Annotated in this window: 22 protein-coding genes and 4 tRNA genes; 13 read left to right on the forward strand and 13 right to left on the reverse strand. The window is 70.4% G+C overall.

Going from position 1 to position 20,554, the window contains the following annotated elements; all coding sequences use genetic code 11:
- Nucleotides 1-24: 24 nt before the first annotated feature.
- Both JKG67_RS05985 and JKG67_RS05990 read right to left on the reverse strand, forming a co-directional pair.
- The gene (locus tag JKG67_RS05985) at nucleotides 25-990 is read right to left on the reverse strand and encodes a PstS family phosphate ABC transporter substrate-binding protein (protein WP_203336353.1); all 966 of its coding nucleotides are present in this window, start codon (nucleotides 988-990) and stop codon (nucleotides 25-27) included.
- A 169-nt stretch (nucleotides 991-1,159) separates the two neighbouring features.
- Nucleotides 1,160-1,948 carry an NUDIX hydrolase gene (locus tag JKG67_RS05990; protein ID WP_203336354.1) on the reverse strand — a complete coding sequence of 263 codons (789 nt, stop codon included), beginning with the start codon at nucleotides 1,946-1,948 and terminating at the stop codon, nucleotides 1,160-1,162.
- Between the two features lie 43 nt (nucleotides 1,949-1,991).
- On the opposite strand from JKG67_RS05990, the gene JKG67_RS05995 reads away from it, so the two are divergent.
- Complete coding sequence (locus tag JKG67_RS05995; RefSeq protein ID WP_203336355.1) at nucleotides 1,992-3,014, forward strand: hypothetical protein; 1,023 nt, start codon at nucleotides 1,992-1,994, stop codon at nucleotides 3,012-3,014.
- A 167-nt stretch (nucleotides 3,015-3,181) separates the two neighbouring features.
- Here JKG67_RS05995 and JKG67_RS06000 read toward each other — a convergent pair whose 3' ends face one another.
- The 6 genes from JKG67_RS06000 to JKG67_RS06025 form a co-directional block, all read right to left on the reverse strand.
- Complete coding sequence (locus tag JKG67_RS06000; RefSeq protein WP_203336356.1) at nucleotides 3,182-5,395, reverse strand: heavy metal translocating P-type ATPase; 2,214 nt, start codon at nucleotides 5,393-5,395, stop codon at nucleotides 3,182-3,184.
- Complete coding sequence (locus tag JKG67_RS06005) at nucleotides 5,385-6,281, reverse strand: DUF8832 domain-containing protein (protein WP_203336357.1); 897 nt, start codon at nucleotides 6,279-6,281, stop codon at nucleotides 5,385-5,387. The genes JKG67_RS06000 and JKG67_RS06005 overlap by 11 nt, the downstream gene beginning before the upstream one ends.
- Nucleotides 6,278-6,487: a heavy-metal-associated domain-containing protein gene (locus JKG67_RS06010; protein ID WP_203336358.1), complete on the reverse strand. Its 210-nt coding sequence runs from the start codon at nucleotides 6,485-6,487 to the stop codon at nucleotides 6,278-6,280. The genes JKG67_RS06005 and JKG67_RS06010 overlap by 4 nt, the downstream gene beginning before the upstream one ends.
- 46 nt (nucleotides 6,488-6,533) lie before the next feature.
- Nucleotides 6,534-6,836 (reverse strand): metal-sensitive transcriptional regulator, encoded by a 303-nt coding sequence (locus JKG67_RS06015; RefSeq protein WP_203336359.1) that lies wholly within the window; start codon nucleotides 6,834-6,836, stop codon nucleotides 6,534-6,536.
- A gap of 20 nt (nucleotides 6,837-6,856) precedes the next feature.
- Nucleotides 6,857-7,015, reverse strand: a complete 159-nt coding sequence (locus JKG67_RS06020) for a hypothetical protein (RefSeq protein ID WP_203336360.1) — start codon at nucleotides 7,013-7,015, stop codon at nucleotides 6,857-6,859.
- A 136-nt stretch (nucleotides 7,016-7,151) separates the two neighbouring features.
- Entirely contained in the window at nucleotides 7,152-7,355 is a 204-nt protein-coding gene (locus JKG67_RS06025) for a cold-shock protein (RefSeq protein WP_203336361.1), read from the reverse strand.
- Nucleotides 7,356-7,753: 398 nt separating this feature from the next.
- Between JKG67_RS06025 and JKG67_RS06030 the strand changes: the two genes are divergently transcribed.
- The 3 genes from JKG67_RS06030 to JKG67_RS06040 all read left to right on the forward strand — a co-directional run bounded on the left by JKG67_RS06030 (nucleotide 7,754) and on the right by JKG67_RS06040 (nucleotide 10,990).
- Complete coding sequence (locus JKG67_RS06030) at nucleotides 7,754-8,329, forward strand: YceI family protein (RefSeq protein ID WP_203336362.1); 576 nt, start codon at nucleotides 7,754-7,756, stop codon at nucleotides 8,327-8,329.
- Nucleotides 8,330-8,446: 117 nt separating this feature from the next.
- A tRNA-Lys gene (locus JKG67_RS06035) sits at nucleotides 8,447-8,519 on the forward strand.
- 284 nt (nucleotides 8,520-8,803) lie between these two features.
- Entirely contained in the window at nucleotides 8,804-10,990 is a 2,187-nt protein-coding gene (locus JKG67_RS06040) for a hypothetical protein (protein ID WP_203336363.1), read from the forward strand.
- Here the strand turns inward: JKG67_RS06040 and JKG67_RS06045 are convergent.
- On the reverse strand, nucleotides 10,968-12,185 hold the full coding sequence (locus tag JKG67_RS06045; protein ID WP_203336364.1) for a YibE/F family protein: 1,218 nt from the start codon (nucleotides 12,183-12,185) through the stop codon (nucleotides 10,968-10,970). The genes JKG67_RS06040 and JKG67_RS06045 overlap by 23 nt on opposite strands.
- Nucleotides 12,186-12,276: 91 nt before the next feature.
- On the opposite strand from JKG67_RS06045, the gene JKG67_RS06050 reads away from it, so the two are divergent.
- On the forward strand, nucleotides 12,277-12,933 hold the full coding sequence (locus JKG67_RS06050) for a PaaI family thioesterase (RefSeq protein WP_203336365.1): 657 nt from the start codon (nucleotides 12,277-12,279) through the stop codon (nucleotides 12,931-12,933).
- Nucleotides 12,934-12,936: 3 nt separating this feature from the next.
- On the opposite strand, the gene JKG67_RS06055 is transcribed toward JKG67_RS06050, so the two are convergent.
- Nucleotides 12,937-14,394: an NAD(P)/FAD-dependent oxidoreductase gene (locus tag JKG67_RS06055; protein WP_203336366.1), complete on the reverse strand. Its 1,458-nt coding sequence runs from the start codon at nucleotides 14,392-14,394 to the stop codon at nucleotides 12,937-12,939.
- Between the two features lie 148 nt (nucleotides 14,395-14,542).
- On the opposite strand from JKG67_RS06055, the gene JKG67_RS06060 reads away from it, so the two are divergent.
- From JKG67_RS06060 to JKG67_RS06070, 3 genes are read left to right on the forward strand one after another with little or no spacing between them, the layout of a single operon-like run.
- The gene (locus JKG67_RS06060) at nucleotides 14,543-15,466 is read left to right on the forward strand and encodes an ATP-binding protein (RefSeq protein WP_203336367.1); all 924 of its coding nucleotides are present in this window, start codon (nucleotides 14,543-14,545) and stop codon (nucleotides 15,464-15,466) included.
- Nucleotides 15,463-15,882 carry a fluoride efflux transporter FluC gene (locus JKG67_RS06065; RefSeq protein ID WP_203336368.1) on the forward strand — a complete coding sequence of 140 codons (420 nt, stop codon included), beginning with the start codon at nucleotides 15,463-15,465 and terminating at the stop codon, nucleotides 15,880-15,882. The genes JKG67_RS06060 and JKG67_RS06065 overlap by 4 nt, the downstream gene beginning before the upstream one ends.
- Nucleotides 15,879-16,205, forward strand: coding sequence for a fluoride efflux transporter FluC (locus JKG67_RS06070; protein WP_203336369.1), 327 nt, complete (start codon nucleotides 15,879-15,881; stop codon nucleotides 16,203-16,205). The genes JKG67_RS06065 and JKG67_RS06070 overlap by 4 nt, the downstream gene beginning before the upstream one ends.
- A gap of 3 nt (nucleotides 16,206-16,208) precedes the next feature.
- On the opposite strand, the gene JKG67_RS06075 is transcribed toward JKG67_RS06070, so the two are convergent.
- From JKG67_RS06075 to JKG67_RS06085, 3 genes are all read right to left on the reverse strand, one after another.
- The gene (locus tag JKG67_RS06075; RefSeq protein ID WP_203336370.1) at nucleotides 16,209-16,559 is read right to left on the reverse strand and encodes a metallopeptidase family protein; all 351 of its coding nucleotides are present in this window, start codon (nucleotides 16,557-16,559) and stop codon (nucleotides 16,209-16,211) included.
- Between the two features lie 101 nt (nucleotides 16,560-16,660).
- A tRNA-Asp gene (locus JKG67_RS06080) sits at nucleotides 16,661-16,737 on the reverse strand.
- Nucleotides 16,738-16,841: 104 nt separating this feature from the next.
- Nucleotides 16,842-16,914 (reverse strand) — tRNA-Glu (locus tag JKG67_RS06085).
- Nucleotides 16,915-17,043: 129 nt separating this feature from the next.
- Here JKG67_RS06085 and JKG67_RS06090 point away from each other — a divergent pair.
- The 5 genes from JKG67_RS06090 to JKG67_RS06110 all read left to right on the forward strand — a co-directional run bounded on the left by JKG67_RS06090 (nucleotide 17,044) and on the right by JKG67_RS06110 (nucleotide 20,552).
- Nucleotides 17,044-17,120: transfer RNA gene (locus tag JKG67_RS06090), tRNA-Phe, on the forward strand.
- Nucleotides 17,121-17,242: 122 nt separating this feature from the next.
- The gene (locus JKG67_RS06095; protein ID WP_203336371.1) at nucleotides 17,243-17,635 is read left to right on the forward strand and encodes a PaaI family thioesterase; all 393 of its coding nucleotides are present in this window, start codon (nucleotides 17,243-17,245) and stop codon (nucleotides 17,633-17,635) included.
- A gap of 66 nt (nucleotides 17,636-17,701) precedes the next feature.
- On the forward strand, nucleotides 17,702-18,919 hold the full coding sequence (locus tag JKG67_RS06100) for an SGNH/GDSL hydrolase family protein (protein ID WP_203336372.1): 1,218 nt from the start codon (nucleotides 17,702-17,704) through the stop codon (nucleotides 18,917-18,919).
- A gap of 46 nt (nucleotides 18,920-18,965) precedes the next feature.
- Nucleotides 18,966-19,922 (forward strand): carbohydrate kinase family protein, encoded by a 957-nt coding sequence (locus JKG67_RS06105; RefSeq protein WP_203336373.1) that lies wholly within the window; start codon nucleotides 18,966-18,968, stop codon nucleotides 19,920-19,922.
- Between the two features lie 51 nt (nucleotides 19,923-19,973).
- Entirely contained in the window at nucleotides 19,974-20,552 is a 579-nt protein-coding gene (locus JKG67_RS06110; RefSeq protein ID WP_203336374.1) for a maltokinase N-terminal cap-like domain-containing protein, read from the forward strand.
- The last annotated feature ends 2 nt before the right edge of the window (nucleotides 20,553-20,554 follow it).

Here is a 20,554-nt window from a genome sequence, read left to right on the forward strand (position 1 = left end):
CCCTCTCGGTGGTGGAGCGATCGATCAGGAAGCGGTCAGCTCGGCGACCCGCGACTCGACCTCGGCTACCTGCTCGTCGGTCAGCGGGATGAGCTTGGCCTCCAGAGCGATCTCCTCCTGGTTCGCGACGTAGAACTCGATGAACGCCTTGACCTCGTCACGCTCCAGAGCAGAGCCGGACGGGTAGATGAACAACTGCCGACCCAGCGGCTCGTAGGAGCCGTCGCGGACGGTCTCCAGGCTCGGCTCGACGCACTCGCCGCTGCTGTTCTCGATCGCCGCGGCCTGGACCTTGCCGCCGGACTCGAGCACGTAGGAGAGCGGCACGAAGGACATCGCGCCGACCGAGCCGGCCACGCCCTCGATCGCGGCGTTGTCGTCCTCACCGATGTCGGTGTAGCCGGTGTTGATGTTGCCGGACTCGCCGTTCACGACCTCGGTGAAGAAGTCGAAGGTGCCGGAATCGTGGCCGGGACCGAACAGCCGAACCTCCTCGGCCGGCCATTCCGGGTTCACGTCCTGCCAGGTGCTCACGGTGCTGCCGTCGGCCCAGAACGCGTTGAGTTCATCGACGGTGAAGCAGGTGGCCCAGTCGTTGTCGTTGTTGATCGCCACCGCGAGGCCGTCGTTGGAGATGCCCAACTGGACGTACTCGATGCCGTTGGCTGCGCAGATGTCGGCCTCGTCCTGCTTGATCGGACGCGAGGCCATCGAGATGTCGGTCTCGCCGGCGCAGAACTTGGCGAAGCCACCGCCGGTGCCGGAGGTGGCCACCGGAACCTTCACGCTGCCGCCGGTGGCCTCGAAGAAGAGCTCAGCGGCGGGGATGGTGTGCGGGGTGACCGTCGACGAGCCGTCGATCTTGATCTCGCCGGAGAGTCCCTCGGGAACGTCGGCGTCGGTTCCGCCGCTGCCGCCACACGCAGTGAGGGCGAGGGCCAGGGCGGCGATGCCGGGAACAGCGGCCCGGCGGAATGCAGTGCGGTTCACTTCGGTCTCCTGATTGGGTGGAGGTACTGACGGGCCGAAGTTAGGGAGCCGAAGTGACCGGTTCGACGGCACTCAGTGAACGACGCGTGAACGCTGCCCGCCCATTCGGTCACCTACAGGCGAGGGTGAGACGTACATCACCTGAACCGCGCTGGCACACCGGCGCCGCTCAGGAGGCGGCGTGGACCTCCACCGCGGCCACCCGGCCGCCACGCAGGTGCACGACCGCGAATCCGCCCGGCTCCAAGTGCGTCGGCGGGATCCCCAACGCCGCGAACACCTGAGGCAGCACCGGACGGTGGGTGCACAGCACCGCGCCATCACCCCGAGCGATCAGGTCGTCGAGCACGCTGGCCACCGAACCCGGGGAGGCCAACTGCTCACTCAACCCGTCGTACATCGCGATCGGCCAGCCCGCAGCCTCCGCGTACGGACGCACGGTTCCGGTGCAGCGGACCGCCGGCGAGCTGGCCACCACGGCCACGTCGTACGCCGCCAGCAGCGGCACCAGGGCAAGGGCTCGGGTCCGTCCGTGTCGGAGCACCACCAGCGCCTGGGTGCGCGCCCGGCGAGCCATCGCCTCCTTGAGGGTGGCCCGGTCGTGGTCGTAGCTGAGCATGCCCAACGCCTGCTCCTGGTGCACCCAGCGCACCTTGTCGATCTCGAGGTTGGGGCGGTAGCGGCTCACGTCGTCGTCGCCGACCACCCGGGCGGTCCAGTAGTGCACGTTCTTGCCGCGGCCACCGACCGAGTAGTGCTGTGTGGACAGCGGCGGGCCGAGGCGGACCTGGAGGCCGGTCTCCTCGGCCACCTCCCGAACGGCGGCCGTCAACCGGTGCTCGCCCTTGTCGATCTTGCCCTTGGGGAACGACCAGTCGTCGTACTTGGGGCGGTGCACCACCAGCACCTGCTTCGACGGTCCCAGCACCACGGCACCGGCGGCCTCGATGTCACCCATGGCGCTAGTGTCACACCACCTGCCCCCAGTTGAGGAGAGACCCGTGGGATCACGTCGCGCCCTGTTCGCATCGCTGGCCCTGGTGCTGGTCCTCGGGGTGGCGGTCGTCGGGGTGTGGCTGCTGCGCGACGACGACTCCCGATTCACTGCGGCGGCGTCGCTGGCGCCCGAGGAGACCGCCCGGATCACCTGGGTCGACTGGGCGGCCGTCCGCCACGAACTCGATGCCGCGGACCAGCCCGTGACGTCACTGGTCCGGGCCGCGTTCGAGGCGGACCTCTCATCCCCGTCGGTACTGACCGGTCGCGCCGAGGTGATCGACGCGGAGTTCGGCTTCTCCCCCCGGACGCTGGATTGGGAGTTGATGGCCCAGTCCACCCACGGCGCTGTCCTGTTGTTGGGCCTGGACGACCCCGACGCCGTGGATCGGGTCGGGACTGCACTCTCCGAGATCGGCTTCACCCGCCCGGCCGATGCCGTGGGTCTCTGGCGGGGTGGGCCGACCGTGATCGCCCAACTCGACGCCGGACTGAGCCCGATGTTGCAGTACGCCGTACTGTTCCGCGATCGGCGGCTGGTGATGTTCGGCGACCGCGCGCAGTACGTGGAGGAGATGCGTACGAAGTTCCTCGACGGTCACACGATGACCGTCGGCGAGTCACTGGCCGCGGCGGGCGACCCGGTGGCGGCGGTGCACCTGGTCGGCGACCTGGCCTGCACGAGCCTTTCCATGCATCATGCGAGCGCGGATGACCAGGAGGCGGCCCGCTCCCTGATCGCCGAGGCCGGTCGGGTCAACCCGCTCCAGGGGCTGGTGGTGGCGGCGCAGCCGGGCGGGGGTCTCCGGGTCGCGTTCGAGTTCGAGAGTGCCGAACAGGCGCGCGCCAACGCCGACTCCCGGTCCCGATTGGCACAGGGGCCTGCCCCGGGCAAGGGCGGCGCTTGGCCGTTCACCGTCGAGGGGGCCAGCTCGTCGGGGGTCACCGCACGCCTCGACCTGACGCCGACCGAGCGGTACGCCTTCTCGGCGATCAGCAACGGCCCCGTCCTCTTCGCCACCTGCTGACCGACTTGGGCCTTATCCGCGCCGACTTGGGCCTTATCCGCGCCGACTTGGGCCTTATCCGCGCCGACTTGGGCCTTATCCGCGCCGACTTGGGCCTTATCCGCGAGAAGGACCCAACTCGATGCGTACGGGGCCCAACTCGATGCGGATAAGGCCCAACTCGGCGGTTAGGAGAAGGAACGCAGACGAAGCGAGTTGGTGACCACGAAGACCGATGAGAACGCCATGGCCGCACCGGCGATCATCGGGTCGAGGAGTCCGGCAGCGGCCAGTGGCAGCGCAGAGACGTTGTAGGCAAATGCCCAGAACAGGTTGCCCTTGATCGTCCGGAGCGTACGACGTGACAACCGGATCGCATCGGCAGCCACGGTCAGGTCTCCCCGGACCAGGGTGAGGTCGGAGGCTTCGATGGCCACGTCGGTGCCGGTGCCCATGGCCAGTCCCAGATCGGCCTGGGCGAGAGCGGCGGCATCGTTCACACCGTCGCCCACCATGGCGACCACGCGCCCGGCGTCCTGGAGTCGCCGCACCTGCGCCACCTTGTCGGCGGGCAGCACCTCGGCGATGACTTCCTCGATGCCGACCTCGGCGGCCACCGCCTCGGCTGCCCGTTGGTTGTCGCCGGTGAGCAGCACCGGGTGCAGCCCCAGCCCACGGAGTCGGCGTACCGCCTCGGCCGAGGAGTCCTTGACCGTGTCTGCGACCACCAGCACGCCGCGCGCGGCGCCGTCCCAGCCGACTGCGATCGCGGTCTGTCCCTGGGCCTCCGCGGCGGCGGCGAACTCGGCCAGGCCCGGCGGCAGTGGTTGGGCCCAGTCGGCCAGGAGTGACGGTCGGCCGGCGACCACGGCGCGTCCACCTACCTGGCCCTGCACTCCCATGCCGGGCTGGTTGGCGAAGTCCAGCACGGCTTCGAGGGCGGTCCCGCGCGCCCGAGCGGCCTCGGTGATGGCCCGAGCGATCGGGTGTTCGGAGGCACTCTCGACCGCGCCGGCCACAGCCAGCACGTCGTCGTCACGCTCGCCATCGGCGGCCAGGAGGCCGATGAACTCCATCCGTCCGGTGGTGACGGTGCCGGTCTTGTCCAGCACGACGGTGTCGACCAGACGCGTCGACTCCAGCACCTCGGGCCCCTTGATCAGGATTCCGAGTTGGGCACCCCGGCCGGTGCCGACCATCAGCGCCAGCGGAGTGGCCAGGCCGAGGGCGCAGGGACAGGCGATGATCAGCACCGCCACGGCCGCGGTGAAGGCCATCCCGGCTCCGCTGCCGGACCCCAGCCAGTAGCCGAGCGTGCTCGCTGCCAGCAACAGGACCAGGGGCACGAAGACCCCGGAGATCCGGTCCGCGAGGCGCTGCACCGCCGCCTTGCCGGACTGAGCCTCCTCCACGAGTCTGGCCATCTGGGCCAGTTGGGTGTCCGAGCCGACGCGGGTGGCGCGCACGACGAGTCGTCCGCCCGCGTTCACGCAGGCGCCGACCACGGCGTCGCCGGGGCTGACCTCGACCGGCACCGACTCGCCGGTGACCAGGGAGGTGTCGACGGCCGAGGTGCCGGCCTCGACAACACCGTCGGTGGCGATCTTCTCGCCGGGGCGAACCACGAAGAGGTCGTCGACACCGAGTTCGTCGGCCGGGACCTGCACCTCGTGGCCGTCGCGGAGCAGCGTGACCGTCTTGGCGCCAAGGTCCATCAGGGCGCGCAGTGCTGCCCCGGCCTGACGCTTGGAGCGGGTCTCGAACCATCGGCCCGCCAGGATGAACGCGGTGACCCCGGCGGCCACCTCGAGGTAGATGTTGCCCGCCCCGTCGCTGCGGGAGACGGTGAGGCTGAACGCATGCGTCATCCCCGGTTCGCCGGCGTGTCCGAGGAAGAGGGCGTAGAGCGACCAGGCGAAGGCCGCGGAGACGCCCATCGAGACCAGGGTGTCCATGGTGGCGGCACCATGGCGCAGGTTGATCCAGGCGGCGCGGTGGAACGGCAGCGCCCCCCAGACCACCACGGGGGCCGCCAACGCGAGCGAGGCCCACTGCCAGTAGGTGAACTGCAGCGCCGGCACCATCGACATCGCGATCACCGGTACGGCGAGCAGGGCCGAGACCACGAACCGCTGCCGGAGCGCATCGACCTCGGGGTCGTGGGCAGCGTCATCCTCACCAGCCACCGGCGCTGCGGGCAGCGAGGCGGCGTACCCGGCCTGGGCGACGGTCTCCAGCAGGCGCTCGGTGCCGAGCTCGTCCGGGAACGTCACCCGTGCCTTCTCGGTGGCGTAGTTGACCGAGGCGGTGACTCCGTCCAGCTTGTTGAGCTTGCGCTCGATGCGGTTCGCGCAGGAGGCGCAGGTCATCCCGGTGATCGCCAACTCGACGTCAGTGGCCATGGTCGTCCTCCTCGTCCGCCACCTCGGTGACGCCCACCGCCATCGCCGCGGTGTGCACCCGGCCGTCGACCTGGAAGTCGAGGAACAACTGGTAGTCGCCGGTGCTGGGCACCCCGACGTGGAAGGTCAACTCGCCCCGGTCCGCGGCCGCATCGTCGGCGTGCACGTGCAGGTAGCCGAGGTCCTCGGCACGCAGCACCACCAGATGCCCGTGGGCGCCCAGGTAGGGCTGCAGCGCCACCGGCGCATCGTCACGGGTGACCGTCACGGTCAGTTCGGCATCGGCGCCGGCGGCCAGGTCGCCGGCGAGCGCGACGGTGTAGCCGTCCACCTCGGCGACGGACGCGTCGGCCGGGGTCGCGGGGTCATCGGCGGACCCGGGGACCGTCAGGTCCACGCCGAGCACCCTCGGCTGATCACCGGAGGGCCGGAAGTCGGCGAAGACCCGCCAGGCGCCGGGGGTCAGGTCGAGTTCGGTGGTCCAGGTGTCATCGACCAGGGTCGGGTGCACGTGCTGGAAGCCGGTCAGGTCACGGCGTACGACGATCAGGTGCAGCGGCCGCTCGTGGACCACGTCGTACTCGGTCACCGGCGAGCCGTCCGGGCCGACGATGCGGAACGCGACCGACACCTCCTGGCCGGCCGGGTGGTCCTCCTCCAGCAACGCCATCGTGTAGCCACCGTCGCTGGCGTTCAGCCCGGCGACGTCGGCCGACTCGGGGGCGTGCGGGTCGTCCTCGTGGACGCCGTGCTCGGGGCTCGGCGACGCCGACGCGTCGGGTGCCTCCGAGTCGCCGGCGACGGTCTGGCCCAGCGCGTAGGCGCCCCAGAAGACGACCAGGGCGGCCACGACGATGAGCAGGACTCGGGTCAGGGAGTTGGTCATCGGACGAGGACGTAGCCGGCCTCTTCGACGGCCGCCCGGACTGCCGACGCGTCGAGCTCGGCGGCGCTGGCCACGGTGACCTGCCCGGTCTCCACGACCACGTCGACACTCTCGACGCCGGGGATCTCGGAGATCTCCTCTTTCACCGACGCGGCGCAGTGCCCGCAGGTCATGCCGGTGACGGTCCAGGTGCTGGTGGTGCTCATGTCGTCTCTCTCTCGATCGATTGAGTCTGGGGCGGGTCGTGTCGGGTCAGGACTTGACGAGCCTGGTGATGGCGGCGACGGCCTCGGCGATCTTCTGCTCCGCCTGCTCGTCGCCGGCCCGGGCTGCGTCGACGACGCAGTGGTTCATGTGCTCCTCCAGCAGCGTCAGCGAGACCGACTGCAGTGCCCGGGTCATCGCGGAGACCTGGGTGAGGATGTCGATGCAGTAGGAGTCCTCGTCGACCATCCGCTGCAACCCGCGAGCCTGACCCTCGATGCGCCGGAGGCGCTTGAGGACGTCCTGCTTGTGGTCGGCATAGCCGTGCTGGTGGGCCATACCGGGAAGCATACCCCCTAGGGGTATAGCGATCAAGCGTCCGTGGTCCTGACCACACCGAGGAGCTGGTCGATCTCCTCGACACTGAGGCGCCCCGGGGACTCGCTGGCCGCGACCATCAAGGTGGCGGTCAGTTCGACCTCGTCGAGGAGGTCGGCATCCTCAAGCGTCACGTCGAGTGGGTCGGTCACCGCACACCTCCTCCACTGATGATCCGAGCGTAGCCCCACAGACCTCGCCCGGACAGACAAATGGGACGAGGCCCCACCCCGGGGGGTGGAGCCTCGTCCGACCGAGTGAGCCGGCTGAGCCGGCTCGGTCAGTTCGTCAGACCGCGCGGACGTTCTCCGCCTGCGGGCCCTTGGGGCCCTGGGTGACGTCGAACTCGACCTTCTGGTTCTCGTCCAGGGACTTGTAGCCCTGGGTCTGAATGGCCGAGTAGTGGACGAAGACGTCGTCGCCGCCACCATCCTGTGCGATGAAACCGAAACCCTTCTCGGCGTTGAACCACTTCACGGTGCCCTGAGCCATTGCTCATCTACTCCTTAGTCGGGGCGAGAGCCGACACTTCGTCGACCCACACCTGCTGCGGTGACACGTCGCTCCGACTTGCGTGGTCCCCCACGCGAGAAGAAACGCCGTTGGATCACAGACTCCGCGGGCGTCAGCCTTGCTGGAAACTATGCACCAGGTGCGGGAACGACCTTACCAACGAAACCCCACTTTGCGAGCTTTGGGACCCTCATTTGCGTGACAACGACATGAAGGGTTCGCAACGACGCGGTGACGGCGAGTCATGTCGCCCGTCACACCCGCGAGCTCCCCCACGGCCCACAGGCCCCCTCCAATCCCCGCACTGTTGACATCTCAACCACTTCGTCGTAAGGTACTGATTAAACGTTCAACTACTTCATTGCCTGGAGGCCACCATGACCACCACCGACTTCGACGCCGCCACCACCGCCGTCACCGACATCGCCGGCGACTACACCCTCGACGCCAGCCACAGCCGCCTCGGCTTCTCGGCCCGCCACGCGATGGTCACCACCGTCCGCGGCGCCTTCAAGGAGTTCGACGGCACCGCCACCATCGACACCGAGAACCCGGCCGCCTCCAAGGTCGACCTGACCATCCAGATGAGCAGCGTCGACACCGGCGTCGCCGACCGCGATGGCCACCTCACCTCCGCCGACTTCTTCGACGTCGAGACCCACCCGGTGATGACCTTCACCTCCACGCGCGTGGAGCGCAGCGACGACGTGACCTGGCAGATCACCGGCGACCTGACCATCAAGGGCGTCAGCAAGCCGGTCACCATCGAGTTCGAGCAGACCGGCTCGGCCAAGGACCCGTTCGGCAACACCCGGGTCGGCTTCGAGGGCTCGACCGCCCTCAGCCGCAAGGAGTGGGGCCTCACCTGGAACGCCGCCCTCGAGACCGGCGGCGTCCTGGTCAGCGACAAGATCAAGCTCGACTTCGACATCTCCGCGATCCGCAACGCCTGACCTCCCTGCAGTGGCGCCGAGTCCCCCTGGGCTCGGCGCCACTGCTGTGTACGCCGGACACCGAGGTCGGCCACCGACCAGCGATGCGGGATACTGGGTCGTCCCGCTCGGGAGTGCGGGCCTCTAGCTCAATTGGCAGAGCAGCGGACTTTTAATCCGCGGGTTGTGGGTTCGAGTCCCACGGGGCCTACGTGGAAGATGTGGCGAGCGGACGGGTTCACCCCCGCCCGGGCGCGCACAGGCGTCAGGACCTCGCGCCCGAAGGTCGACGTGATCCACGTCATGGACACCCGGGCCATCCGTCCCTGCTATGACGGCATTGGCCCCGGACCAGCGATCTCACCTTGATCAAGGTTTACGGACAATCGCCGCCGACATGACAGGCACGGCGATACCCTGACCGCACTCGCCGCAGAACGATCAGCACCCCCCTGGTGATGATCCGGCGGCCCGGCACACATGGCACGTGATCACATGACGACACACAGCAATCCGCAACCGGGTGAGGCAGACCTCCTCGGGCAGTGGTTCACGCACCTGGGGGCCAACGACGACAAGCCGGACCAGGAGTCCGACGGTGAACAGGCTGGCCGGGGCGGGTCGATGGGTGACCGCCTCCGGGCTGCCCGCGCTCGCGCGGAGCAGGAGGAGGCTGAGGCCCAGGCCGCCCGCCGAGCAGTCGCCGAGCAGGAAGGCCTGCTGCCTCCACGCCGCGTGGCGCCACCCCCGCTGGGGCGTCCCACCATGGGCCTCGATGCCCAGGCCATGATGAGCGACCTGTTGCTCCAGGTGACACCTGAGAGCGCCAAACTCGGCACCGCGAACGGCCACCCCCGCGTCCCCGACACCCGCGGCACCGACACCCCCCTCACCGCCACCCCGGTGGCTAGCAGCGCCGACACGGCCACCGTCGACCGGGCCACCGAGGGCTCCCCGACCCTGCGCGCGGTCGAGGACGCCGACTCACGGTCCAGCTACTCCGACAACCTGCGTTCGTGGACCGCGCCGGCGCCGCCGATGCCCGACAGCGACCCCCTGGAGCGTCTCCGCAGGATCTGGGGAGACGACACGCCGGTCGAGGACGTCACGGACACGACACCGTCGTCGCCGGACGGTGACCGCATCAGCGACCCCGACGAAGCACACGACCTGGCCATCTCCGAGGCCGCCGCGCGCTTGGCGGCACTGGCCGACGACACCTGGGAAGCCGAACTTCGGGAGGCGCACGAGGCCGCCGAGCGTGAAGCCGCCGCCGAGATGGCCAGTGCCGTCGCCGAGCGGGAGGCAGCCGCCGCCGTCACCGAGGTGGACGACCGCCGCGCCCAGATGGAGGCAGAGCTTGAAGCGGCGCGCGCCGCGGCTCGCCAGGCCAGCGAACAGATCCTGATCGAGCAGCAGGCACGCGAGGCTGCCGAGCGCGCCGCCGCCGAGGCCACCGAACGCATCCGCCAGGAGGAGGCCGCTCGTCTCGAGGCCGAGCGCGTCGCGGCCGAGGCTCGCGCCGAGGCCGAGAAGCTGGCCGCCGAGCGCGCGGCCGCGACGGCCAACGCCGAGGAGGCAGAGCGCCTCGCCGCACAGGCCGAAGCCGTCCGGGCTGAGGAAGCGGCCCAGGCCGAAGCCGCACGAGTCGAGGCAGCACAGGCCGAAGCCGCGCGAGCCGAGGCCCTCCGGATCGCCGCCGAGGCAGAAGCGGCCCGCCGCGCCGCCGAGGCATCGGCCGCCGCCGTGATCGAAGCCGAGCGCGAGGCCGAAGCCGCAGCGCAGGCCGAGGCCACAGCCGACGCGGAAGCAGCAGCACTCACCCCGACCCCGGTCGAGACCCGCCCCGACACCCGGGTCCGGGACGCCGAACTCGAGGCCGCCCTGGAGGCCGCCCGACTGGCTCGGGAGCAAGCCGAGATGGAGCGGATCGCCCGCGAAGAGGCCGAGCGCGCCGCCGCCGCCGCCGAAGGGCGGATCCGTCAGGAGGAGGCGGCCCGCGCCGAGGCGGAGCGGCTGGTGCTGGAAGCCACCCGCCTGGCAGCCGACGAGCGCGCCCGCCACGAGACCGAGGCACTGCAGCGCCGTACCGTCGCCCGCAAGTCGCCCACTCCCGCCAAGGGACCGAAGGCCGCCCAGTCCGCCACCGCCAAGGCGACCACCCCGGCGACCCCTGCCGAGGAGCCGGTCGAGACGCCCCGACGCCGCGGGCACCCGCAGGTGAGCAGCCGCGTGGACGCGCCGATGGCGATCCCGAGCGTGGTCAAGTTCAAGCCCCGCACCAACGCCCGCCGGATCACCGGGATCCTGGAGTTGGTCGCCCTCGGCGGCACCGCCGTCGCTGGGTACGCCGCCTATCAGGACCAGTCGCCGACCACCATCGCGATCGCGGCGGTCCTGGGTGCGCTGCTCCTGGTCGTGCACGGCGTCAGGTCCACCACCGTGCCGGCCCAGGTCAGGTTGGAGAACGGCACCCTGGACGTGCTGGCGAACAACTCCCACCACCGGTTCGACCTCAGCAACCCGCACGTGGAGTTGACCGAGCGTGGCACGCCGGGCAAGCGTGGCTGGCGGCTGCTGATCAACCGTCGGAACATGTCGCCCTACGTCATCACGCCGGCCATGGTCGACCCGGTCGCTTTCATGAAGGTGGTCCGGATCATCCGTCCAGAGCTGGACTGATCACGGCTCGCGGCCCGGCCACCGTCAGCGCGGCGATCGCGGTGGTGACCGGCACCGCGAGCACCAGCCCGATCGCAGAGGCCAGGGTGCGGACCACTTCCTCACCGATCGGCTCATCGACGAAGAGCCCGAGCAGGGGCCGGTCATAGATCGAGATCAGCATCAGCAGGGCCAGGGCCGTTCCGGCGTAGGCGAAGACGATCGTGTAGATCGACGAGGCGATGTGGTCGCGCCCGATCCGCATCCCGCTGGAGAAGAGTCGCGCCCGACTCATCTGCGGAGCCGCGGCGCGCAACTCCCACACCGCCGAGGTCTGGGTGATGGTGACGTCGTTGAGCACCCCGAGGCCGGCGATGATCACCGCCGAGGCGAGCAGGCCGGAGTAGGAGATGTCGCTGGCGTGCAGCATCAGCAGTTCGCCGGTGTCGTCGCTGATCCCGGAGAGGCGCGCCGACCTGATCCCCCACAACCCGATCATCGCCGTGATCAACACCGAGATGAGGGTGCCGGCCAGCGCGGCGCTGGTGCGGATCGAGACGCCGTGGGCGAGATAGAGCACCACGATCATGATCAGGCTCGAGCCGGCCAGCGCCACCCCGAAGCCGGTCTGACCGGCGAGCAATGCCGGCAGCATGAACTCGGCCAGGACGAACCCGGCGAAGACCAGTCCGACCAGCGCGAGCAGGCCGCGCAGTCGGGCAACCAGCCCGGTGACGATCACGAAGATGACCGCCAGCAGCGCGATCGGGGTGCTGCGCTCGATCCCCACCACGCCGTACAGGGCACCTTCGGGGGTGGCATCGGGGATGACGAAGAGTTGCACCTTGTCCCCGGCACGCAGTCCGGCCCTGGCCAGGTACGGCGGCACCTGCAAGGTGACCGGGGCCGCCTCCTCGGGCACCGAGAAGGTCACCTCGTTGCAGCCGTCGGGGAAGTCGAACGATCCACCCGGAACTGCCGGATCGACCACGATCACCGGACACACCGACCCCACCGTGAGCACCTCGGCGGAGAGCGTGTGGGATCCCTCGACGGCGTACGGCACCGTGTCCACACGATCCTCCGCGGCCGGCCACAGCATCCAGACCGAGATCACCGTGGCGACGCCGGCCAGCAGCAGACCACCGATCAGCAGCGTCCGCGCCAGCTGGCCGACCTCGGGATCGGGTCCGTGTTGGACGTGTGAGTGCCCCATGGGTAGCAGAACCTAGCCGACCGCCGGTGAACGCGGCGACCGGCCGGCCGACTGTTCAGTTGGGCTCTGCAACCTGTCGTAGGCTGGCGGCATGCTGAACTACACCCTCGAAGAGCTCACCGACGACGAGATCGCCGCCGAGAAGGCTCTGCACCGCCCGTTCGCCGATGCGGTGCGCGGGCTCGTCGACGCGACCATCCGCACCGAGGTGGACGCGGAGGAGATCCGGCGGGCGACCGCGGAGATCGAGGCGATCACCGCCCGGCTGCGCACTCGACAGAGCCCCGGGTCGTTCGGGGTGCGCACCACCGGCCGCGGCAGCGTCCGGGCCAGCGGCAACGCGGTGGTCGGGCTCCGCAACGCCGTGGCACCCCCGCTGGAGATCCACCAGACCGGGGAGGGCCGGGTGTACGCCGACTTCCACCTGGGGGCCGCGTACGAGGGGCCGCCCGGCCTGGTGCACGGCGGGGTCAGCGCCCTGCTGCTGGACCAGGTGCTCGGCGAGGCGGCCGCCGACGGCGGGACACCGGGGATGACCGCCACCCTGACGCTGCGCTACCGCCGGGGTACGCCGTTGGGTGCGCTGCATGCCGAGGCACGGGTCGTCTCCAGTGACGGCGTCAAGACCAAGGTGGCCGGCCAGTTGAGTGACGCGGACGGCGTCACCGTCGAAGCAGAGGGACTGTTCGTGCTCCCGCGCTGGGCGCGGGAGCAGATGGCGGCCGCCAAGCCGACGGCCTTCGAGTGAGACTCAGCCGGCCGAGCGCTGCTCCACGGGCACTCCGCGGGCACCCTGATCGGTGAGCCGGGCCTCCTCGGCCGCCTGCGCCTCGAGCTCGGCTCGGCGCGCCTCGTCGTACTCCCCCGGCCTGCTGACCAGGTCGGTGGCGCCGCGTTCGAGGCGGGCCAGAGCGTTCCGGGCGAAGATCTGCTGCAGCGTCATCGTGCGCGCCGACCGGCCGCGCCCGAAGAAGGAGATCGCCCACTTCAGCAGTGCCGAGACCCGGTTCTTGAAGCCGGTGATGTACACGAGATGGACGCCCAGCCACATCAGCCAGGCGACCACACCGGTGAGCCGCAGCCTGCCGACCATCGCGACCGCCCGGAAGCGACTGATGATCGCCATCGACCCTTTGTCGAAGTAGTGGAAGGGGCCCTGTCCGGGCTTGCCGTCGAGGCGGCGTTGAATCTCCTTGGCGGCGTGCTTGGCGCCCTGGATGGCGACCTGGGCGACACCGGGAAGGTTGTCGAGGCTGATCATGTCGCCGACGACGAAGACCTCGGGGTGGCCGGGGAGCGTCAGGTCGGGGTTGACCGCGATCCGCCCGGCCCGGTCCAGCGGGGCGCCGGTCTGTTCCGACAGGGTGCGGGTCAGCGGATTCGCCTGCACACCGGCGGCCCAGATCTTGGTGAGCGCCTCGATGCGTTCGGTGCGGCCGTCCTTGTGGCGGACCTCCAGGCCACGCTCATCGAGGTCGGTCACCATCGCCCCGAGTCGCACCTCGACGCCGATCTTCTCGAGCTCGCGTTTGGTCCGTTCGCCGAGCTTGGCGCCGAACGGGGGCAGCACCTGGGGGGCGGCGTCGAGCAGGATCACCCGCGCGGTGCGCGTGTTGATGGCGCGGAAGTCCTTCTTCAACGTGCGGTGTGCGAGCTCGGCGATCTGACCGGCCATCTCCACCCCGGTGGGGCCGGCCCCGACCACCACGAAGGTGAGCAGGTGGTCGACGTTGTCGCCGCGGGTGGCGCCGATCTCGGCCAGCTCGAAGGCGCCGAAGATCCGGCCGCGCAGTTCGAGCGCGTCATCGATGCTCTTCATGCCCGGCGCGAACTCGGAGAAGTGGTCGTTGCCGAAGTAGGACTGGCCGGCCCCGGCGGCGACGATCAGCGAGTCGTAGGCGAGCTCGGTCTCCCGGCCCAGCATCTCCGAGACGACCGTACGGTTGGCCAGATCGATCCGGGTCACCTCGCCGAGCAGCACCCGGGCGTTCTTCTGCGAGGCCAGCACCTCGCGGGTGGGCGGCGCGATGTCGCCGGCGGAGAGGATGCCGGTCGCCACCTGGTAGAGGAGCGGCTGGAAGAGATGGTGGGTGGTTCTGGCCACCATCGTCACGTCCACGTCGGCGCGGCGCAGGGCCTTGGTGCCGAAGAGTCCACCGAAACCCGACCCGATCACGACCACCTTGTGCCGGTCGTTCGTGGCTGTCATCCACTTGCCTTCCACACGATCCGGGCGCCCGGTTCCACCACCAGCGCCTCCAGGCCTCCTATTGTGGGCAGTGACCGGGGTCATAGGCACATCGGGGTCGACGTGAGGAAGTGGACAGGTGCAGGCGGCGAGGGGGCAAAGTGGCATCGTGCCCGAGTCCGAGATGTCGCTGACCCTCGATGACGACCCCCAGAGCGCGGCGGTCGCCCGACAGTGGGCGGCTCAGGTGTGCGAACGACTCGGCCGGCCGGAGTTGGTCGACTCCACCCGGATCGCGATCACCGAACTGGTCACCAACGCCTTGCTGCATGGCGAGCCTCCGATCGTGCTGGAGGTCGGCGGCACCCCGCAACTGCCTCGCTTCGAGGTGCACGACGGCTCCCCGCGACCGCCGCAACTGCCGCCGCCGCTGCACGACGCCGATGAGTTGTCGACCTTCGGCCGCGGCCTGCAGATGGTGGCGATGACGTCGGTCGCGTGGGGGGCGACGACGAAGCCGGGAGGCAAGTCCGTCTGGTTCGTCCCCGCCGCCGGCGAGCATCCCGGGCCGCCGCCGACCGGTGCCGTGTTCAGCGAAGCCGAGCCTGTCGAAGCGACTGAGCCCGACGATGCCGAGGCGATCGAGGTCGAGTTGCTCGGCCTGCCTGTCGCCCTGTTCGTGTCCAGCGCCCGGCAGTACCGCGAACTGGTGCGGGAACTGCGACTGCTCTCCCTCGCCCAGGGGTCCGAGTATCCGCTGGCCGGACGACTCTCCTCGCTGTTCAGCCGGTTCGAGACCCAGGTGCCCTCGCCGATGGCATCGGCCGGGCTCCGGGCCGCCCTCGCCGCCGGTGAACCGACGGTCGATCTGACTCTGCGGGTGTCGCCGGACGCCGCCACCACCGCGGCCACGATGCGGGGGCTGTTGGAGCTGGCCGATGACTTCAGCAAGGCCGAGCGGCTGCTGGCCGTGGCGCTCGACCCCACCCAGGCCCGACTGCGTGACTGGTACTTCGGGGAGATCACCCGACAGTGCCACGGCCACGAGCCGCGGCCGTGGCAGGACCATCAGGACGAGCAGGAGGTCCCGTGACGCGCCCACCCCTGACCCGCCTCGGGGTGGCGGCGGTGGCCGTCGGCGGTGCGGTGGGGGCGCTGCTGCGCTGGCTGGCCGGCGGCCTCGGCGACGCCGGGCCGTCGTTCCCGTGGACGACGTTGACGGTGAACGTGGTGGGCTGCTTCGCGTTGGCGCTGCTGCCAGCGGTGGCCGTGGTGCGGCGTACCCCCTGGTTGGCGCAGGGGCTCGGCCCCGGTCTGCTGGGCGGGTTCACCACCCTGTCGATCCATACCGATGAGGCCCGGGCGCTGGTGGCCAGCGGGCAGGCTGCGGTGGCAGCCGGCTACCTGGCCCTCACCCTGGGCGCCTGCCTGGCGGCGGTGATGGTGGCCGACCATTGGTCCACCCGGAGCGAGCGGGCGGTCTTCGACGCCGAGGAGGGCAACGAATGATCCTCCTCCTGGTGGCGCTGGGCGGCGCCGCGGGTTCGGTGATGCGCTACCTGACCGGCCACTTCTGGGACGGCGACTTCCCACGCGGCACGCTGCTGGTCAACGTCGTGGGGGCCACCCTGCTCGGCGTCTTCTCCGGGCTGGCGTTGGAGGGGAACGCGGCCGCGTTGCTGGGCACCGGCTTCTGTGGCGCGTTGACGACGTACTCCTCGTTCGCGGTGAAGGCGCATGCGCTCGGCCGCGGCCGCGGGACGGTGTACGTCGTGGCGACGCTCGGAGGGGCCCTGCTGGGCTGTTTCGCCGGGTTCGCGCTGGTGACCTGAGCGTCAGGCGTACCCGAGTCGGTGCAGCCGTGCGTCGTCGATGCCGAAGTGGTGCGCGATCTCGTGGACGACCGTGATCCGCACCTCCTCGACCAACTGGTCGACGTCTTCGCACATCTCGAGCAGCGGGTTGCGGAAGACGAAGACCTGGTCGGGCAGGCCGGTGTGGTTGGCGGATCGCTCGGTGAGCGAGATCCCGACGTAGAGCCCGAGCAGGTCCGGGTCCTCCTCGGGCGGTTCGTCCTCGACCAGCACCACCACGTTGCTGACCAGGGCAGCGAGTTCGTCGGGGATCTCGTCGAGTGCCCGTTCGACGAGAGCCTCGAACTCGGGGCGGTCCATCTGCACGGGCATGTCGCCATCCTTGCAAACGACCGCACGGCCCCGGTGGTGACTGCGGGGGATGACCGCGGGGAAATGACTGCGGGCGCCACGCGTAGTGCGTGGCGCCCGGATGGCGACCCCGACGGGACTCGAACCCGCGGCCTCCGCCGTGACAGGGCGGCGCGCTAACCAACTGCGCTACGGGGCCAGGTGTTTCACCGGTGTGCACCGGCGGAACCGTGCGAAGCCTAGCCCACAACCGGGAGGGATTCCCAATCGGGGCCAGCCGCCCGAACCGGACCACTGGTGCCGCACCCCCAACGGGATTCGAACCCGTGCTACCGCCGTGAAAGGGCGACGTCCTAGGCCACTAGACGATGGGGGCCTGCGCCGCTGCGCGACGCGTCCGCCAAGCATAGGTCCCCCGGCACGGGGTCACCAATTCAGCCCCCACCGACGCGGCCGGGGCCGAATTCTGGATGCGTCGACGGCTGCGGTAAGGTTCTCTCCGCTGGGGCAGGTAGCTCAGTTGGTACGAGCGTCCGCCTGAAAAGTGGAAGGTCGGCGGTTCGACCCCGCCCCTGCCCACCAGCGCCGCGGTTCGGAAGAACTTCGGACAACGCCCCCGCCGGGTCACCGGCGGGGGCGTTCGCGTGTGCCACAAGGTGAGCGGGACACCCCGCGGCCGCACCGATGGGGCAGAATCCGCGTCGATGAGCACCACACCAGCCCCCGACGCCTACGCCGCCCTGCTCCAGATCGACGTACGAGGACATGGCGGCGGCCACGCCGAAGCCAGCGTCACCGTCGCCGAGCACCACCTGAATCCGCACGGCACCGCGCACGGCTCCTTCCTCTTCTCGCTGGCCGGGATCGCGCTCGCCGCGGCCGCGAACGACGCCGAGCACTCCGGGGTGGTCAGCGCCGTGCACATCGACTACGTCCGGCCTGCCCGGCCCGGGGACACGTTGGTGGCCACCGCGCGGGTCGCCGAGCGGCTGCCCAAGGAGGACCTCTTCGAGGTGCGGGTCACCCACGGCGATGAGTTGGTCGCCCGGGCCAGTGGCCGCGCGAACCGGCGGCTGCGCGCTCCCCGCGTCGACTGACCCGAGTAACGCCGACCGCCCTGTGGCGTTGACCAAGGGGACCGGAGAACCGGAAGGCGGCCCCCGTTGCGTACTCGACTGCTCCTCACCGCACTGCTCGGCAGCGTCCTCGCGCTGCTGATCGGCTCCACCACCCCACTGTCCGCATCCGGGGTGGCGACGGAGTCGCCCAGCATCGCGTCCCGATCCGGCGCCGACATCGACGAGTTGCGCGAGCGCCGCAAGCGGGTCTGTGGCACCGCCCGGAAGCGCGCCCGCACCATCGAGCGGCGCCTCGACCGGGGCCGCACCGTCACCCGTCAGCAACGGCAACGCGCCCGCACGGCGGCCCGCCGGTGCGCACGCGTGAAGGAGCGGCTGGCGGCCGCGAAGAAGGCAGCGGCTCCGGTGCAGCGTGATGGGTTCCTCGAGTACGTCTCCCTGGGCGACTCGTGGTCGGCCGACGTGGTCCTCTTCGACCTGAACGGACCGCCGGCCACCGAGCACGCCCCCATCGACTGCGCCCAGTCCCACGTGAACTACCCGAAGCTGGTCGCCGCCGAGCTGGGCATTCCGGTGCACCGGGACGCCACCTGCGGGAGCGCGACCACCGACGACTTCACCGGCCCCCAGGCACTGCCGCTCGGCGGCACCAATGCCCCCCAGTTCGACCGGCTGAGCCCGACCACCGACCTGGTCACCATCGGTATCGGAGGCAACGACGCCGGCATCGCCTCCGGCGCGATGAAGTGCATCGACGCCACGCTCGGCGTCTACCCCGCCGACGTGCTGCCGCTCCCGCCGCTGCCGTTCAGCATCCCGATGCTCGGCTCCGACCTCCCAGTCGGCGGCTGCAAGGACCACTTCACCGCCGGCGGCCGAGACCTCCTCGCGGAGCAGATCGCGGCAGCCAAGCCCAAGGTGGTCGCCGCCATCACCCGGACCCGGGCCCTGGCGCCGAACGCCCGGATCCTCGTCCTCGATTACATCGCCGCGATTCCGGAGCAGGGCTGGTGCCCGCTCTTCGCCCCGGTGAGCGAGGAGGACCTGCGCTACCTGTACGAGAGCTTCGGCAAGCTCAACGCGATGGTCAAGGCAGCAGCCCAGGAGGGCGGGGCCGAGTTCGTGGACACCTACACGCCGACCGTCGGCCACGACATCTGCCAGATGCCGCACGTCAGGTACGTCGAGGGGCTGGGCATCGTCTCCCTCAACGACGTCGCGGTCGCGGTGCCGGCGCACCCCAACTCGGCCGGCGCCCGCGCGCAGGCCGACATCGTCCTGGAGCACATCCGGCACCACTGACCGGTCACCGGCCCAGGCGTGACCGGGCAAGTGGTAGAAGTGGGCGATGGAGTCCTATGTGGCCGTGGCCGGCGAGGCCCTGATCGATCTCGTGCCGGACACGACGACCGGCAGTTTCCGGGCGGTGCCCGGCGGATCCCCCGCGAACGTGGCCGTCGGCCTGGCTCGACTCGGCTGCCGGACCCAGTTGCTGGGCCGGATCGCGGCGTCCGGGTTCGGCCCTCAGATCCGCGAGCATGTGGCGGGCAACGGGGTGGGGCTCGATCTGGCCGTGTCCACCTCCGACCCGGCAACCCTGGCGGTGGTGTCCCTCGACGCGGCCGGCGCCGCGTCGTACGACTTCTATGCCACCGGGACCGCCGACTTCGGCTGGACCGACGCCGACCTGCCCGCACGCCTCCCGGACGGCGTACAGGCGCTGTGCACCGGCTCGATCGCGGTCTTCCGTGAGCCCGGCGCCGCGGCGCTGCACCGGTTGTTGGTGAGAGAACGGGAGACCGGCCGCAGCACCATCGTCATGGACCCGAACATCCGGGCCAGTCTGATCGGCGAGCAGCAGACGGTGGCAGCCCGGTGGCGGGAACTGATCGCACTGGCCGACGTGGTGAAGGCCAGCGACGAGGACATCGCCTGGCTGCACCCGGGCGCGGATCCCGAGGATGTACTGGCCGACTGGGTCTCGGCCGGGCCAGCGGTCGCGGTGGTGACCCGGGGCGGGGCCGGCGCCGTCGCGATCACCGCCGCCGGTGCCAGGATCAGCGTCCCGGCGGTCCCGACCACGGTGGTGGACACCGTGGGCGCCGGGGACTCATTCACCGCCGGACTGGTCGACTCCCTGCGGCGACACGATCTGCTGGGCGGCGACCGAACCGCTCACCTGGCCGCAGCGAGCGACGACGTGCTCACCACGGTGCTCGAACGCGCTGCCCGGATCGCCGCCATCACCTGCGGCCGACAGGGGGCCGACCCGCCCACGCACCGCGAGGTCGACCAGGCTTCGTAGCCTTCCTCGACGAGTCCGGGGTGAGCAACGCGGGGTGAGTAGGGTGCCGCCATGGCGATCCTGCACCGGGCGACGATGAAGCCCCCCAAATTGGCTCTGCTCGCCGACTGGCTGCCCGACCAACCCTGGCTCTCGGCCGACGTCGTCGGCGAGCCACGACTGGTGGCGTCGTACCGCTTCGATGATCCCGCCGGCGAGGTCGGGATGGAGGGGATGATCCTCGACGTGGCCGGCGAGCGGATCCACGGCGCCTTCACCTACCGAGGCGCCCCGTTGGCTCAGGCCGAGGACTTCCTGGTCGGCACCACCGAGCACTCCGTACTGGGCACCCGCTGGGTCTACGACGCCGCAGGCGACCCGGTCTTCACCGCCGAACTCACCCGGGTGATCCGCACCGGAGGGACCCAAGCCGAGCAGTTCGTGGCCACCCCCGGCGGTCTCGAGCCCCGTCCCACGACGGCACACGTGCGTGGCAGTGGCGGCACAGCGGGCGTCCTCCCGGTTCTGGTGCGCAGGCTGGACCACCATCCGGAGCCCGACGAATCGTGCCCGAGGCTGACCGGCACCTGGGAGGGCCAGGACGAGCCCGTGCTGCTGGCCTATCTGAGCACGGACCCCGACGTCGACTGAGC

The organism is Nocardioides limicola (assembly GCF_016827675.1).
GTDB classification, from domain to species: domain Bacteria; phylum Actinomycetota; class Actinomycetes; order Propionibacteriales; family Nocardioidaceae; genus Nocardioides; species Nocardioides limicola.

Excerpts from the sequence above, each read along its gene's own strand:
- JKG67_RS06040 (WP_203336363.1), top strand. The coding sequence starts at position 8,804 with ATGACGACACACAGCAATCCGCAACCGGGTGAGGCAGACCTCCTCGGG.
- JKG67_RS06045 (WP_203336364.1), bottom strand. The coding sequence starts at position 12,185 with ATGGGGCACTCACACGTCCAACACGGACCCGATCCCGAGGTCGGCCAG.
- JKG67_RS05990 (WP_203336354.1), bottom strand. The coding sequence starts at position 1,948 with ATGGGTGACATCGAGGCCGCCGGTGCCGTGGTGCTGGGACCGTCGAAG.
- JKG67_RS06070 (WP_203336369.1), top strand. The coding sequence starts at position 15,879 with ATGATCCTCCTCCTGGTGGCGCTGGGCGGCGCCGCGGGTTCGGTGATG.
- JKG67_RS06005 (WP_203336357.1), bottom strand. The coding sequence starts at position 6,281 with ATGACCAACTCCCTGACCCGAGTCCTGCTCATCGTCGTGGCCGCCCTG.
- JKG67_RS06095 (WP_203336371.1), top strand. The coding sequence starts at position 17,243 with ATGAGCACCACACCAGCCCCCGACGCCTACGCCGCCCTGCTCCAGATC.
- JKG67_RS06030 (WP_203336362.1), top strand. The coding sequence starts at position 7,754 with ATGACCACCACCGACTTCGACGCCGCCACCACCGCCGTCACCGACATC.
- JKG67_RS06110 (WP_203336374.1), top strand. The coding sequence starts at position 19,974 with ATGGCGATCCTGCACCGGGCGACGATGAAGCCCCCCAAATTGGCTCTG.
- JKG67_RS06010 (WP_203336358.1), bottom strand. The coding sequence starts at position 6,487 with ATGAGCACCACCAGCACCTGGACCGTCACCGGCATGACCTGCGGGCAC.
- JKG67_RS06055 (WP_203336366.1), bottom strand. The coding sequence starts at position 14,394 with ATGACAGCCACGAACGACCGGCACAAGGTGGTCGTGATCGGGTCGGGT.
- JKG67_RS06050 (WP_203336365.1), top strand. The coding sequence starts at position 12,277 with ATGCTGAACTACACCCTCGAAGAGCTCACCGACGACGAGATCGCCGCC.
- JKG67_RS06015 (WP_203336359.1), bottom strand. The coding sequence starts at position 6,836 with ATGCTTCCCGGTATGGCCCACCAGCACGGCTATGCCGACCACAAGCAG.
- JKG67_RS06025 (WP_203336361.1), bottom strand. The coding sequence starts at position 7,355 with ATGGCTCAGGGCACCGTGAAGTGGTTCAACGCCGAGAAGGGTTTCGGT.
- JKG67_RS06105 (WP_203336373.1), top strand. The coding sequence starts at position 18,966 with ATGGAGTCCTATGTGGCCGTGGCCGGCGAGGCCCTGATCGATCTCGTG.
- JKG67_RS06000 (WP_203336356.1), bottom strand. The coding sequence starts at position 5,395 with ATGGCCACTGACGTCGAGTTGGCGATCACCGGGATGACCTGCGCCTCC.
- JKG67_RS06075 (WP_203336370.1), bottom strand. The coding sequence starts at position 16,559 with ATGCCCGTGCAGATGGACCGCCCCGAGTTCGAGGCTCTCGTCGAACGG.